At 43.4% G+C, this 14,231-nt stretch carries 12 protein-coding genes, 1 tRNA gene and 2 pseudogenes; 6 read left to right on the top strand and 9 right to left on the bottom strand.

The window, feature by feature from the left end; all coding sequences use genetic code 11:
• Window positions 1–51: 51 nt before the first annotated feature.
• Window positions 52–1,076: pseudogene (locus V7O64_RS14005) on the top strand (IS630 family transposase).
• 150 nt (window positions 1,077–1,226) lie between these two features.
• On the opposite strand, the gene V7O64_RS14000 reads toward V7O64_RS14005, so the two are convergent.
• The 4 genes from V7O64_RS14000 to V7O64_RS13985 all read right to left on the bottom strand — a co-directional run bounded on the left by V7O64_RS14000 (window position 1,227) and on the right by V7O64_RS13985 (window position 4,126).
• Entirely contained in the window at window positions 1,227–1,442 is a 216-nt protein-coding gene (locus V7O64_RS14000; protein ID WP_407355983.1) for a hypothetical protein, read from the bottom strand.
• Window positions 1,443–1,988: 546 nt separating this feature from the next.
• Window positions 1,989–3,164, bottom strand: a complete 1,176-nt coding sequence (locus V7O64_RS13995) for an aminotransferase class I/II-fold pyridoxal phosphate-dependent enzyme (RefSeq protein WP_407355982.1) — start codon at window positions 3,162–3,164, stop codon at window positions 1,989–1,991.
• A 43-nt stretch (window positions 3,165–3,207) separates the two neighbouring features.
• Window positions 3,208–3,699, bottom strand: a complete 492-nt coding sequence (locus tag V7O64_RS13990) for an Lrp/AsnC family transcriptional regulator (RefSeq protein WP_407355981.1) — start codon at window positions 3,697–3,699, stop codon at window positions 3,208–3,210.
• A gap of 52 nt (window positions 3,700–3,751) precedes the next feature.
• On the bottom strand, window positions 3,752–4,126 hold the full coding sequence (locus V7O64_RS13985; RefSeq protein WP_407355980.1) for a 30S ribosomal protein S8e: 375 nt from the start codon (window positions 4,124–4,126) through the stop codon (window positions 3,752–3,754).
• Window positions 4,127–4,356: 230 nt separating this feature from the next.
• On the opposite strand from V7O64_RS13985, the gene V7O64_RS13980 reads away from it, so the two are divergent.
• Complete coding sequence (locus V7O64_RS13980) at window positions 4,357–5,277, top strand: ribonuclease Z (protein ID WP_407355979.1); 921 nt, start codon at window positions 4,357–4,359, stop codon at window positions 5,275–5,277.
• A gap of 67 nt (window positions 5,278–5,344) precedes the next feature.
• On the opposite strand, the gene V7O64_RS13975 is transcribed toward V7O64_RS13980, so the two are convergent.
• Together V7O64_RS13975 and V7O64_RS13970 are read right to left on the bottom strand one after the other, a co-directional pair.
• The gene (locus V7O64_RS13975; RefSeq protein ID WP_407355978.1) at window positions 5,345–5,611 is read right to left on the bottom strand and encodes a hypothetical protein; all 267 of its coding nucleotides are present in this window, start codon (window positions 5,609–5,611) and stop codon (window positions 5,345–5,347) included.
• Between the two features lie 39 nt (window positions 5,612–5,650).
• Window positions 5,651–6,778 carry an AAA family ATPase gene (locus tag V7O64_RS13970; protein ID WP_407355977.1) on the bottom strand — a complete coding sequence of 376 codons (1,128 nt, stop codon included), beginning with the start codon at window positions 6,776–6,778 and terminating at the stop codon, window positions 5,651–5,653.
• A 139-nt stretch (window positions 6,779–6,917) separates the two neighbouring features.
• Here V7O64_RS13970 and V7O64_RS13965 point away from each other — a divergent pair, with 139 nt between their 5' ends.
• The 3 genes and pseudogenes from V7O64_RS13965 to V7O64_RS13955 all read left to right on the top strand — a co-directional run bounded on the left by V7O64_RS13965 (window position 6,918) and on the right by V7O64_RS13955 (window position 10,274).
• Entirely contained in the window at window positions 6,918–9,215 is a 2,298-nt protein-coding gene (locus tag V7O64_RS13965; protein WP_407355976.1) for a PAS domain S-box protein, read from the top strand.
• A 95-nt stretch (window positions 9,216–9,310) separates the two neighbouring features.
• Window positions 9,311–10,098 (top strand): annotated as a pseudogene (locus V7O64_RS13960) (sulfide-dependent adenosine diphosphate thiazole synthase).
• A 101-nt stretch (window positions 10,099–10,199) separates the two neighbouring features.
• Window positions 10,200–10,274: transfer RNA gene (locus V7O64_RS13955), tRNA-His, on the top strand.
• A gap of 309 nt (window positions 10,275–10,583) precedes the next feature.
• Here the strand turns inward: V7O64_RS13955 and purF are convergent.
• From purF to V7O64_RS13940, 3 genes are all read right to left on the bottom strand, one after another.
• A complete protein-coding gene (gene purF, locus V7O64_RS13950; protein WP_407355975.1) occupies window positions 10,584–11,999 on the bottom strand; it encodes an amidophosphoribosyltransferase in 1,416 nt (471 codons plus the stop codon).
• 28 nt (window positions 12,000–12,027) lie between these two features.
• Window positions 12,028–12,198, bottom strand: a complete 171-nt coding sequence (locus V7O64_RS13945) for a 50S ribosomal protein L37e (RefSeq protein WP_407355974.1) — start codon at window positions 12,196–12,198, stop codon at window positions 12,028–12,030.
• A 138-nt stretch (window positions 12,199–12,336) separates the two neighbouring features.
• Window positions 12,337–12,555, bottom strand: a complete 219-nt coding sequence (locus tag V7O64_RS13940) for an LSm family protein (RefSeq protein ID WP_407355973.1) — start codon at window positions 12,553–12,555, stop codon at window positions 12,337–12,339.
• A gap of 266 nt (window positions 12,556–12,821) precedes the next feature.
• Between V7O64_RS13940 and thiD the strand changes: the two genes are divergently transcribed.
• A complete protein-coding gene (thiD, locus tag V7O64_RS13935; protein ID WP_407355972.1) occupies window positions 12,822–14,180 on the top strand; it encodes a bifunctional hydroxymethylpyrimidine kinase/phosphomethylpyrimidine kinase in 1,359 nt (452 codons plus the stop codon).
• The last annotated feature ends 51 nt before the right edge of the window (window positions 14,181–14,231 follow it).

The following is a 14,231-nucleotide window of genomic DNA, read 5'->3' as shown; positions in this document are numbered from 1 at the left end:
ATTATAGTTCTTAACCAAACATTTATTATTAATCAAATGCAACTATACTTTATGGCTAGACCTGAACAAATTACGATAGAGCATCATCTATCATCAGAAGAATTGCTTAAACGTATCAAGTCATTAGAGAAAGATACACGAGTCCTACAACGTTTGTATTTTATTAAACATCGTTATGAAGGTGCTTCTGTTAACGAAGCAGCTAAACTTGTTGGCATATCTACACCAGTTGCATATCAATGGCAAGAACGATGGAATCAAGACGGGTATGAAGGATTGATTCCCAGGTTTTCAGGAGGTTGTCCTTCAAAACTCACTGATGACCAAAAAGAAGAACTAAAGGCTATGCTGCATGAAAGAAATGATTGGTCTACAAAAGAAGTTCAGGAACTTATCCATAATGAATTTACGGTTCAATACACCATTAAGCAAATATTGGTTATCTTGAAGAAGTTTGGCATGTATCATGCCAAACCCTATGCGCATGATTATCGAAGACCAGATGATGCAGAAGATCGTTTAAAAAAAACTTACCAGTAATCAATAATGATTACGTAATCGGTTTTCTTGATGAATCATCCCCACAAACCACATCAAATACAGTTCGTTTATGGTCTTTCAATAAACCCGTTATGTTCAAAAATTCAACTAGAATTAAAGCAAACTCGTTTGGATTTTATGCATTGAATGGTACTTCAGTAATCGATTTTAAAGAACATTCAACTAAAGAGGACGTATGTTCGTTTCTATCAACTATCAAAAACAGCAACATTGGAAAGAGAATAGTTATCATTCTTGACAACTTCAGGTCACATCGGGCAAAATACACAGTAGATTTTGCAATGGCAAATGATATCGAATTGGTCTATTTGCCTCCGTATTCACCAGACTTGAATCCTATTGAATTCATATGGAAGAGCGTTAAAAGAGTTATTTCCTGCAATTTTGTCAAAGATCTTGATCATATGAGGAATCTGATTGCTGAGACGTTTATTAGTTGTTCATCAAAGCTTAGCTTCGCAAGAAAATGGATTGAGAAGTTTCTGGATAATAAGTTAGAAAAGTTAAGTTATTAACTATAAGTCCTAGATCTTCGACTTCGATGAATCAGTCAACTTCAATGGTGTTGACAAGCGCCAGAGACATCAACTCCTTTGCTGTGCAGTGTCTTCATATATTTGGAGAACTAAATGTATGAACCTTATGGTATCTTCAGTTCGTATACCTTACCAGGATCTTCGTGTTCTATGGGCAGGGCCAGAGAGCTTGCATTTTACCGGCTCCTTTTCACCTTCTTCTTCGACACCTTTCTTATACTTGCACTCACTGCAGTCATGCTCGTCCTTCCATTCACCTTCGTGGGTGTAGCCGGTCTTTGCATCCCAGGACATGCATGCCTGCTTCATTCCTTTGAAGAGCTGGCGCATGGGGTTGGCCTCCATTATGTGGTATTCCCAGGTCTGTCCAATTCATGGGTATCACTATGAGGACATTATAATCATGATGGTCATCTACATGTGCAACGAACTTGACTGGGAGCAAATGAATATCCAGGATTTCATCTGAGGGTTATTCTAAGAAAATAAGGACATTCACGTAGCTCGGGCATATTTTGCCACGCTTATCATTACTGAACTGTTCCGACCGCTTCAAATGACTCACAGCGAAGGTTATCTGGAGTAACAAACCCGTCACCTATGTACTTAATTGTGCATCCCCTATAACTACTGTCGTAGTGTTTACACCTGCGATGCGTTGCAATATTCTCTTTAAGAGGGTGCTCAGCTTCTTCTTCCGGGGATCAGCTCTTAAATAATATTCCAAGAGGCATATGTAACTAATTAAAAAATTATAAAATAGAATAATCCATACATCCGTAAAACAAACCTTTATTCACCATGGTTCAACTAAGCGTGTCGTGATTCAAACAGAGGTTATTATTTAAAGATAAACTATGCTGCCGAAAATATAAATTGACAGCTTTAATCTCACAACCCTTCAATGAAAGTCCCTATCCTTTCAAGGGCCTTTCCGATATCCTCCCTTGAAGTTGCATAGGAGCATCTGAGAAAACCTGTGCCTGCCTGGCCGAAAACATTGCCCGGGATGGTGACCACCTTCTGCTCTTTCAAAAGACCCTCTGCGAACTCCTCGGAAGTCAGGCCTGTACTTTCGATGTTCGGGAACGCATAGAATGCGCCCTTTGGCTCAAAGCATTCAAGGCCAAGCTTGTTCAGGCCGCTCACAATGAGATGGCGTCGACGGTCGTAGTCACGGACCATTTTATCCATTTCATTCTGGCCATTGCGCAGGGCCTCAATGGCGCCTATCTGCGCAGTGATGGGGGCACATAGCATTGAGTACTGGTGTATCAGCATCATAGCACTGATGATCCCGGGAGAGCTCAGGGCATATGCCATCCTGAAACCCGTCATTGCGTATGCTTTCGAAAATCCGTTTAAAAGTATGGTCCGGTCACGCATCCCCTCAAGGGATGTGAAGCAGGTGTGTCCGCCATTGTACGTCAGACAGTCATAGACCTCATCCGATATGACCATTATATCATGCTCACATACAACATCCGCAATCGCCTCCAGATCTTCCCGGTCCATGGTAGCACCGGTCGGATTGTTGGGATAATTGATGATCACTGCCTTTGTCCGGGGAGTGATAGCAGCTTCCAGCTCATCGGCAGTAAGTTTGAAATTGTTTTCCAGCTTCGTGGAAACAACAACAGGAACACCGCCTGCGAACATCACAGAAGGCACATATGCCACATAGGATGGCTGGACTACGATGATCTCATCACCCGGATTGGTTATAGCACGAATAGCAATATCAAGAGCCTCACTAACACCTGATGTCACCAGGACCTCCGAAGCAGGATCATAATCTACACCATACTTTGTGGAAAAAAGATCAGATATTGCCTCCCGCAGATCGAGAAGACCGTAATTGGATGTATATGAGGTCTCACCACATTCCAGCGAATGGATACAGGCTTCCCTTATGTGCCACGGAGTGACATAATCAGGCTCACCCACACCAAGAGATATAACATCATCTATCTCCGATGCCAGATCAAAATAACGGCGTATACCCGAAGGTGGGACTTTTGTCATTACATCCGCTACAAATTGTGAAGGGTTGCATACTTTTCTCATACATATACATCCATTGTTATAATTAACTATACAAGAGCCAGGATCATGGAGTCACCGGCAAGCGAGTAACATGGTCCTGTTCATAGAGGATAACACCGTCCTCCTTGTAAGTCTTCAGGACGAAATGAGTTGTTGTGTGTTGTACCTGTTCAAGGGTTGAGATCTTCTCCGCTACAAAGAAAGCCACTTCTTTCATCGACTTGCCAAATACTGTCAACGAAAGATCATACTGCCCGGAAAGCAACCTCACAGAGCGTACTTCAGGGAACTTGTACAGACGTTCCACAAGAGCCTGGTATCCAAGTTTTCTCTCAAGGGTTACCTTCGGTTCGATTATGGCATAAACATACTCATCGCCTGCCATATCCCAGTCGATCACAGTCTTATACTTGCGGATAACCCCTGTTTCCTCAAGTGCTTTTACCCGTTGGCATACCTCATCTGCAGTAAGCCCTGTAAGGGTTGCGATTTCTTCGTGACTTATCCTCGCATCCTCTTCCAGGCATTCTAAAATATGACGTGTTTGCTCATCCATTATATAGCAACCCCATAACACCAGACGATAAGATTAAAAAAAGAATGCCCGATCATTCGAGCAGCACAGCGTTCACTACACCATCCTGTCCCGGACGGCTAGTGATCTTTGCATTACCAAGAGGAGTCTTGATAACAGAGCCTTTTGTAAGAATGTTACGCCTTACATAGTGTTCATTTGCAGCATTTCCGGTAACTGTCTCTATAGTGGTCTTCTGGGTCTTTCCCTGTGAGTCTGTCACGTTTGCAACATTGCACTGAAGAAGCCTTACTTTCCTGTTACCTCCCCTGGTTGCAACATTCTTCCTCTTTGCCTCGTTAATATGAGTGTCAGCTGATTCACGACCAAGTTCGTATTTTCTCTTTCCACAGGCTGCCTTAATCTTGGCACCCGTATACGTTCTTCTGGATCTGCCTTGCCATTTCATGATATATCCTCTTATAATTGTTAAATAGTTGAATGAATTGATCCGTAATTGCAGTTTAAATCTGGTATGATTTATGGACGTTCCTTTAATAATAAGATGCTATATGAACTTTTCGAGTGACAGAATACTGACATTACATATGAAAAACGTCAGGTTACACATGAATGATAACGATTTGAATTCATACAGCATAGACAATTCATAAATAATTATAAGACTTATATAGATGTATGCTTCGCGTAACTTTTCTTGGAACAGGGGGGGCCCTTCCAACCCCGGAGCGTAACCCTTCGGCTATCATGATCAACCGTGAGGGGGAGCTGATGCTTTTTGACTGCGGTGAAGGTGCCCAGCAACAGATGATGCGGGCAAAGACAGGAATGAAAGCACTATCTTCTATATTTATAACCCATTTTCATGCAGACCACATACTTGGAATACCCGGCCTAATACAGACGCTCTCATTCCACGGAAGGACCGAGCCACTGAAGATATACGGACCTCATTGGGTGCATGAATTTGCCAGGATACTCAGCGCACTTGGTTACTACAAATTGCGTTTTGAGATAGATGCCATTGATCTGAATCCAGGGGACGTGATTAAAAGAAAAGATTATTCCATAATGGCAATAAGAACAGAACATAGTGTACCAAGCATCGGATACGCACTTGTAGAAAACGAAAGAGTAGGCCGGTTCGACCGCCAGAAAGCCATTGAACTGGGTATACCCCCAGGACCGCTTTTTTCAAAGCTCCATAAAGGAGAGTCCGTTGAAATAGACGGCAAAGTGATACACTCAAAGGATGTAGTAGGAGAAAGCCGCCCCGGAAGGAAAATAGTTTATACCGGAGACACCCGGCCCTGTAAAACCGTTCTTGCAGCCAGCAGGGATTCAGACCTTCTGATACACGATTCCACACTTGCAGATGACCAGCAGGAATGGGCGATCGAATCTATGCATTCGACTGCCAGAGAAGCTGCCCTCCTGGCAAAGGAAGCGAATGTCATGAAACTTGTACTCACACACATAAGCTCCAGATATTCCGATGATGCCACCCCCCTGCTTAAGGAGGCAAAAGAAATATTCCAGAATGTGATCGTAGCTGATGATCTCCTTGAGCTAGAAGTTCCATTCAGGGACAAGAGATGACCTTGTCCCGGAGCTTATTCTTATATTTATGCTTAACCAGATGAAACGAGAAAAAAAAGGAATATTTTTAAAGGAAGGTCCAGTCAAGTCGCCTGTCATCGGCGTCGTACAGCGACACTTCCATTTTCATTTCCTCAAGTTCATGGGGAAGACGCTTCATACCTATATACAGGATGTCACCAGGTGCATAGTTAAAGTCCTCTGCCCTGACCTTTCCAAAGTAAACACGCCCACCTGACTCAATTTCCTCTACAACGACCCCCTTCCAGATGAGAGTATCGATCACATTAACAATAACGCATTCAAACCTGTCAGATTCATTTATCTCAGACATAGCCCACCGATATATTTGTCATCTTTAAAAAGATAATCCTTAAATGTACATCCTGTCTGCATTTGAAGGCGGCTGAATATTCTTGATCTTCTTAACGGATGAGAGCAGGTCATCCTGTGTAACATTCTCACGGTCTTCTATTATCACATTGTGAAGTGCGGTTTTCAGTACCTTTCCCACAAGATCCCTTCCTGAAAGTTCTCCGGTCATCCTTGCTATAGCCTTAAGGTCAACATCTTTCACCGGTACAGGAAATGTCTTTACATTGGACTCAAGGATTGCAAGACGCTCCATCTCATCAGGAAGCGTGAATTCTATCTCTTCCTCAAACCTGCTCCTCACAGCCGGGTCGATGGTATCAGTACGATTTGTGGCCCCAATGGTACACACACCCGGGCGCTCCACTATCCCGTCCATTTCAGTCAGCAGTGCATTGACAATCTCTGCAACATCCCCACGAAGTTCCTGATGCCTTCGATCAAGGGCTATTGCATCCAGCTCATCTATGAAGATGATACATGGTGCCATCTCCTGTGCACGTTCGTAAAGCTGGTGTATCTGTCTTGCACCCTCGCCCACAAACTCACCTATCAGTTCGGTGGCCTTGACAGGCAATATGGGGACATGTGCCTTATTTGCAAGAGCCTTTGCAAGCATTGTCTTACCGGTACCTGATGGACCGAAGAAGAGTACATTCCTGGGAGCCCATTTTCCAAACTTTTCCGGTGCCTCAAGGAAGCGCTCGATGAGCTTACATTTCTTACGTGCGTTCTGTTGCCCTATGACATCATCAAAAGTGACATCGCTCCTGAACTCAACCACAGGTACGCTGCTTATAACCGGATCCCTGACAATGATGCGCGTATCCTGCCCGATGACCGAGCCTGGTGGCTCAACATCGGTGACCTTATAGGCAAAGTCCGGAAACATCCGGCGGTCCAAAAGATAATCCCCCTTACGGGCAATATAGCCTTTCCACTGTTCCCTTGCATAATGTTCAAAGACACCGGGGTCCGATATCTCCGGGTACTCGTCAAGTACACTTGCCATTGGATAGCCTGCCGGCTCCAGAACAAGGAACTCCGCAGTACATTCCGAAGGTTCCGAACATGTTTCTCTGTTAGACTTCTGGCTGGTTTTCTGGGCAGTCCTTACTATGTCTATCATCTCTTTTATTTTCTAATACCTAATTGAATTGAGGGAATTATTAAATCTAACCCTTAAATGTTTCGCTGCTTGAAACCACATACAATTTATAAAAGAGACGAATAATAAATATACTATTTAATACTATATAATTATCAACATGAAACTTGAACAAAAAAACGGGAATATGAAGATACCAGGCATAGTCAATACAGTATTCCTGTTAATAGTATGCACATTCGGTTTCGTATTACTGGCACCTTTCATAATTGCAAAGGACACAAGTTCCATAGTCATCAGCTCAGCTTTGATAGGGTGCACCTTCGTAGTCATAATCTATGCCAGCAACTATATTGAGAAAAAGAGCACAGAACTGGAAGGAAAAGTGAATGAGCTTGAAGATAAAAGGAAAGAACTCGAGTATCTTGTGGAGCGCAACTCAAAGATAGAGAACATGATATCTTCCCTCATAACAATGTTCATTGCTCCCAAAGATATTGACAAAACCATAGAAATAACACTCCAAAGAGCAGCAACGCTCTGCAATGCCGGAAATAGTTATCTTTTTATTTTCAACAAGAACGGCGAACCATACAGATCCCACAAATGGGAAAAAGAAAATATCAGTGATTTAAAGAGCTTTTTTGAAAAAAAAGAGTATTCCCAATACGCGGAAATGTTTGAAAAACTCAGAAAAAAACAGACCGTCTTCATCTCTAAGGATAGTGTATCCCATGGAACGGTAAAGAATGACAGGAAAATAGCAAACATTACAGAACCTTTATCCCTCATTGCAATACCCGTGGAATCCGCAGGAGAAACGGCAGGTTTTATCAGCATCGAAAGTGAGAGTACAGATATTAGCTGTTGCGAGACATACTCCCAGACAATAAAAGTGGTGTCTGAACTTGTAAGCATGGCACTTAACCATAAATCATTTCTCAAGGATCTGAGCCTTTTTAAGGATCTCATTAACAGATCAAATGATTTTATTTTTGTCATTGACATGGAAAAGAATAACATTATAGATGTCAACGAAACTGCATGCCATGAACTCGGCTATGGGAAAGAGGAGTTCCTTGGAATGGAAAAGAACCAGATACATTCCCTTTTCAACGATAATTTCTGGGAAGAAGAACTTCGGGACATATTTGGTGACAGATATTTCCAGCCCAGCAAAATGATAACAAGAAAAGACGGGAGCACCTTGCCTGCAGAAATAAATGTCACTTTCTCCAGCATTGACAATTATAAATATGCACTGGCTATTGTGAGAGACATTACAAAGCGCAGGGACATAGAGACCATACTTGCAAAGACAAAAGAAGTCATGGAACTTGCACTTGAAGGTGCTGATCTGGGTATGTGGGACTGGAATCTCAGGACAAATGAGGTTATGTATAATGCGCGATGGGCTGAAATGATGGGATATGATTACGAAGGGATCGAACACAATATCGATACATGGAAAAAACTGACACATCCCGATGATCTGAAAATCGTAAACTTGAACATAACCAAACACCTGAGAGGAGAAACACCTTTCTTTGAATCTGAATTCAGAGTGAAGAACAATAATGGAAAATGGCAGTGGATACTTGCAAGGGGTAAACTGACAGAATTGGACAGGAATAATGAGCCATTCAGGTTTACCGGAACAACAATGGATCTGGACCTGAGAAAAAAGGTTGAGGAGGAACTCCGCCACTCCAACGAACTGAAAGATCTGTTTACAGATATAATGCGCCATGACCTGCTCAATCCTGCAGGGAACGCAAAAGGATACTCTGAAATACTTTTGGAAATGGAAGAAGAACAGGACAAAGCACACATCATCCGGAGTATGCAGAGAAACATTGACAAGCTTATAGAGATGATAGAAACCGCTGCCACTTTTGCCAAATTTGAATCCTTAGAAGAGATAGAACTTGTAAGAATGGACATCATGGGCATCCTGAATAATGTCACAGAGCAGTTTGATCAGCGCCTGATAGCAAAGAACATGAAAATAGAGATGAGAGGCAGTGGCAGTTACCATGCAATGTTGAATCCTATTGTCGAAGAGATCTTTGCAAACTTCATATCCAATGCAATAAAATACAGTCCTGAAGATACGAGGATAATCATCGATGTTGAAGACTGCAACTATGACTGGAAAGTGAATGTGACTGATTTTGGAGAAGGAATCCCTGATGAGTCAAAACCTCTTGTATTTGACCGTTTTAAAAGAGTTAACAAGAGCGGAGTGAAAGGAAGTGGCCTTGGACTTGCTATCGTCAAAAAGATAGCTGAACTTCTGGGAGGGGCAGTCGGAGTTGAGGATAATCCGGAAGGAAAAGGCAGCAGGTTCTGGTTCATGATCAAAAAAGAACACGTGGATCATGAAGAAACACTTTTAGAACATACGTATACAGAAGTCATATCTGAAAAGAACAGACCTGACAGGATAAAATGCTGAATATCACCTTCCTGCCCATTAACTTTAAGGGAATCGTAATAATCTGGACCTTTTAATAGCTATCATTGAAATAGCAATCAGGAAAAGGATGCAGAATGGAACTGGATGAAATTGTTATAACAAGAGCTATAGTAGATTAATTCCCAAAGGTCTTTCCTGACTATACTGATGTGGATGTGGCACTGGCGGAAGGCGTGCCTGCAAACCTGGTTGCTGCTAAGTACCTTGGTAAGGCAGGACTGAAGACTGTGCTTTTTTAAAAAAACTCTCCATCGGTGGCGGTATGTGGGGAGGAGGGATGATGTTCCCCCGCATAGTTGTACAGGAAGATGCAAAATATATCCTTGATGAGTTTGGCATCAATTACCGGGAATACCAGAAAGGCTACTATGTGGCAAGTTCTGTTGAATCCGTTGCAAAGCTTATCTGCGGTGCTACCGGAGCAGGCGTGGAGATATTCAACCTCATAGATGTGGAGGATGTAATGATCCGTGAGAATGACACTGTCTGCGGACTTGTTATCAATTGGAGGGCGGTGTCCATGACAAGGTTTCATGTAGACCCCCTTGCAGTGCGTGCAAAGGTCGTTATTGACGGAACCGGACATGATGCAGGCATATGCAGCACTGTCCAGTGCAAAATACCAGGGGCAAAACTGGAGAAAGGCGTTGTAGGCGAGAAGCCCATGTGGGCAGATGTCGGGGAACGCCTCCTGATGGAAACTGCAAAGGAAGTTTATCCTGGACTCATAGTCACCGGAATGGCCGCAAATGCCGTGGCAGGTGCACCCGGGATGAGGCCGGTTTTTGGAGGAATGATGATGTCCGGCAAAAAGGCAGCTGAAATGGCCATCGAAAAACTGAAAAAACATAATGATTTATAAATAAAGCCGCCTGACGATACCGTAAACGTCCTTTCAAAGGAAAAGCTTTATGTAAGAAACGGACATCTATAGGGTGCTTTCAAGGAAAGCACCTGCTTCAAGCCGGGGTAGGGTAGCGGTTATCCTGTAGCCCTGTGGAGGCTACGATTCGAGTTCGATTCTCGATCCCGGCCCCATTTTCACACTTTTTTACTCATATGGCAAGCAAACGATTATCCGGAATCGGTAATATGCGGATATGGTTTTAAACTAATTTACCATCGTAATGATCGTTCCGATAGTGTGATATACTAACCACAGGTATGCATTACTCCAGAATAACCTGTGATAATTAACCCCATCCCACATTCAGCAAGGGGTGGTACATCCTTGCATGAATGCACAGTTTTTGATTACAACTGGGTTTTGTCCTTATTACTATATAACTGTATATGATTTATGTGGTTGTTATATACAATAGACAAATATAATACCAGTTATAAAATTTAGAATTCATGCAGCTTTAGCTGTCTTCGCTGACATATAGTTTCACCGGGAATCTCGACAGGGTAGGCACCCGTAAGACAACCCATGCACAGATGATCCCTTTCAATGCCTATAGCTTCTACAAGACCATCAATGCTCAAATAACCAAGTGAGTCCGCATTGATCACAGCCTCAACTCCCTTTATGGTCTTATGAGCAGCTATGAGCTCGTCCCTTGAAGCCATATCAATACCCAGATAACACGGAGCTACAATAGGCGGACTTCCAATACGTGCATGTACTTCACTGGCACCTGCATTGCGTACCATATCTATTATCCGGCGGGAAGTGGTCCCCCTCACGATACTATCATCAATGAGGATGACCTTTTTGCCCTTTATGTTCTCATTGATAGTATTCATTTTCAGACGCACTGCCGTTTCACGCATTGCCTGTCCGGGAAGGATGAATGTGCGACCTATATATCGGTTCTTCATAAGACTCTCTTCATAGTCTATCTTTGACTCCTTGGAAAAACCTATCGCAGAAGTGATACCTGAGTCTGGTACGGGAGATACCATATCCCCGTCAACAGGATATTCCCTGGCCAGCCTCCCACCGATCCGTTCCCTGACCCTGTAGACAAGCTGTCCGTCAATTATGGAATCCGGACGGGCAAAATAGACATATTCGAAAACACAGTGAGCACAATATTTCTCATCAAAGAGCTGATAGGATTCAATCTCACCGTCATTGAAGATGAGCAATTCACCGGGTCTTACATCCCTGAGGAGTTTGCCATTAAGTGTATCAATTGCCACACTCTCGGAGGCAACCACATAACCGGAATCAAGGGTACCAACACATAGGGGTTTGAATCCGAAGGGATCCCTCACGGCCATTAGCTGGTCATCTATCATGATGGTCAGGGAATAAGAGCCGTTCAGCTGCTTCATAACATTGCGTACGGCTTCTACTGCACCATGCTTTAGAAGTTCTTTTACCAGAAGATGTGCAATTACCTCCGTATCGGAGTTTGCAACGAATATGTGACCTTCGGCCTCAAGCTGGGCCCGCAGGTCAAGACCGTTGACAAGGTTGCCATTGTGAGCAAGCGCCACACTGCCACTCTTGTACTTGACTATGAATGGCTGGCAATTCTCTATCCTTGAGTCGCCGGAAGTAGAATAGCGGACATGACCTATCCCTACATCACCCTTAAGAGAGACAAGATCGTCCTTATCAAAAACCTCAGGAACAAGCCCCATACCCTTTATTGTCTGGGGATGCCTGCCGTCATGGACTGCAATTCCGGCAGATTCCTGACCACGATGCTGCAGGGCATAAAGTGCATAGTAGATGCGAAGTGCGGAGGGCACAGGATGTGGCTCCGAATCGAATTTAACGACTCCTACAACACCGCATTCTTCGCGCATTTTTTTAGATCCTGAGTATGTAAAAGACCTAATATTTGCACTTTGCCTGCCACTTATAGCTTCTCATGCGCGCGCTCTTCCCGAAACCGCATGAAGTGCACTGTTTCGTATGAATGTTAAGTGAAACGCTACCGCAGCGCCTGCATTTTACATGCGTGCGCTTTTGTCTTTTACCCATTGAAGGAGTACCTTTTGACATTTATAATCACCTTTTGATTTGAAATTCTGATAATTGATCGAACTGCCTTGAGTCTGGCCTGGCAGGAGCATTTCCAGCTATTGACAGCTTGGAGTTTACCCATGATATGGCTAGTAGTTCTTATAGCTTACGTTCATTTCAGGGAGAAACATAGACTACGTTGTCACCTCTGATAACAACACTACCCAGTTTTCTAACAATTTCTCCTTCCCTGAGTTCCTCAGCATCATCCAGTACAAGGTTCATGTGAACATCATAACCCTGGAGTTTGCCACGGAATTCCCTTGCGCCTTTTAGTCTCACGATTACAGGTGTGTTCAAAGCATCGTTCAATATATCAAGAGGTCTGTTTCCCATATTTTGTCGCCCTCAGTTAAATAGATCCAAATAATTATACGCGAATAATGACTTGTAAATTTGTTTATTTACTTATACATGTTGCGATGCATCAATGTTGCTGATGCAGTATATATAACTATCGTAAAGCACTGTTCCTTCCGGGCCATTCATCTTAACATTTAAGCCAGATAACAAAGATATATAGGCCCGCTTAACCAACTGTTATATAAGTATCAAGACATTTAAGGGCTCTGTCACCAATATAACAAAACCAGGGCAATAAAATGAAAAGAACATCAGTCATACTGACAATCGCAGGATCAGATTCCGGAGGAGGAGCCGGAATTGAAGCAGACATAAAAACAATAGCAAGTCTTGGGCTTCACCCTGCATGTGCCATCACATCCGTTACCGCGCAGAATACAACCGGAGTGCTGGATGCTTATGATATTCCCGGTGAGTTCATATGCAAACAGATAGATGCCGTTTGCACAGACATGGATATCACATGGGCAAAATCGGGGATGCTTTCCTCAGCAGAGATTACATCTACCGTTGCATCCATGGTAAAGAAGTATGGACTTAAACTGGTTGTGGATCCTGTAATGGCGGCAGAGGCAGGTGGGGATCTGCTTTGTAAGGACGCTGCATCAACCCTTAAAGAAGATCTTTTGCCCGTCTGTGAAGCCGTCACGCCAAATATCAATGAAGCGAGCATCCTTTCAGGAATACAGATAAATGACATGGATAGTGCTAAAGAAGCCGCCAAAGTGATAAGCCAGACAGGAGTACGGTTTGTTATAGTTACCGGTGGGCACCTTGATGCATCAGACATCATCTATGATGCTGAAAAGGATACATATACAGTGATTCCCGGAACTTTCATCAAGGGTGGAACACATGGTTCAGGATGCACATATTCCGCTGCACTTGCATCTTTCCTTGCACAGGGACATGGAATAGAGGAAGCTGCCAAAAGAGCAAAAGAGTTTGTCGTTAAAGCCATAAAAGGCAGCATACCTGTCGGAAAAGGAGCAGGGCCTGTAAACCAGTTATCCTGGATATTGCACAATTCAGAGAGATATAATGTCCTGGAAAATGTAAAAGAAGGAGTGAGGATGCTTACCGGTTGCAGGGACTTTGCAGCACTTATACCGGAGGTAGGATGCAATATAGCTATGGCATTACATGATGCTGCATCCATCCGGGATGTTGCCGCAGTCACGGCCCGGATAGTAAGAGTAAAAGAAACAGCAAAAGTAGTGGGAGATATTGATTTTGATGCAAGCAGCCATGTTGCCCGCATGATCCTTGCTGCAATGGAATATAACCCAACATGCAGGGCTGCAGTGAACATCAAGTATGATGAAGATATCCTGATGACATGCAGAGAACAGGGACTTGACATGGCATCTTTTTCAAGGGAACAAGAACCAAAAGGCGTACATACAATGGACTGGGGGACCTCTGAAGCAATTGAAGGACATGGAAAAGTACCGGATATCATCTATGATGTCGGAGCTTTGGGAAAGGAAGCCATGATCAGGATCATAGGCCATGATGCCATGGATGTTGCACAAAAGGCTGTGAGAATTGCTGAAATGTATGCAAGCCTGAAAAGCAGAACAGAACCTGTAAGGTAAGTCCTGTTGCCGGGATCGCATCATTGTGCATGCATTATATGCACACTGCAT

Origin of the sequence: Methanolobus sp. WCC5 (assembly GCF_045690325.1) — an archaeon.
In the GTDB taxonomy this organism is placed as follows: domain Archaea; phylum Halobacteriota; class Methanosarcinia; order Methanosarcinales; family Methanosarcinaceae; genus Methanolobus.
The sequence above is the reverse complement of the archived record's forward strand: the minus strand, read 5'-3'. Positions and strand labels throughout refer to the sequence as shown.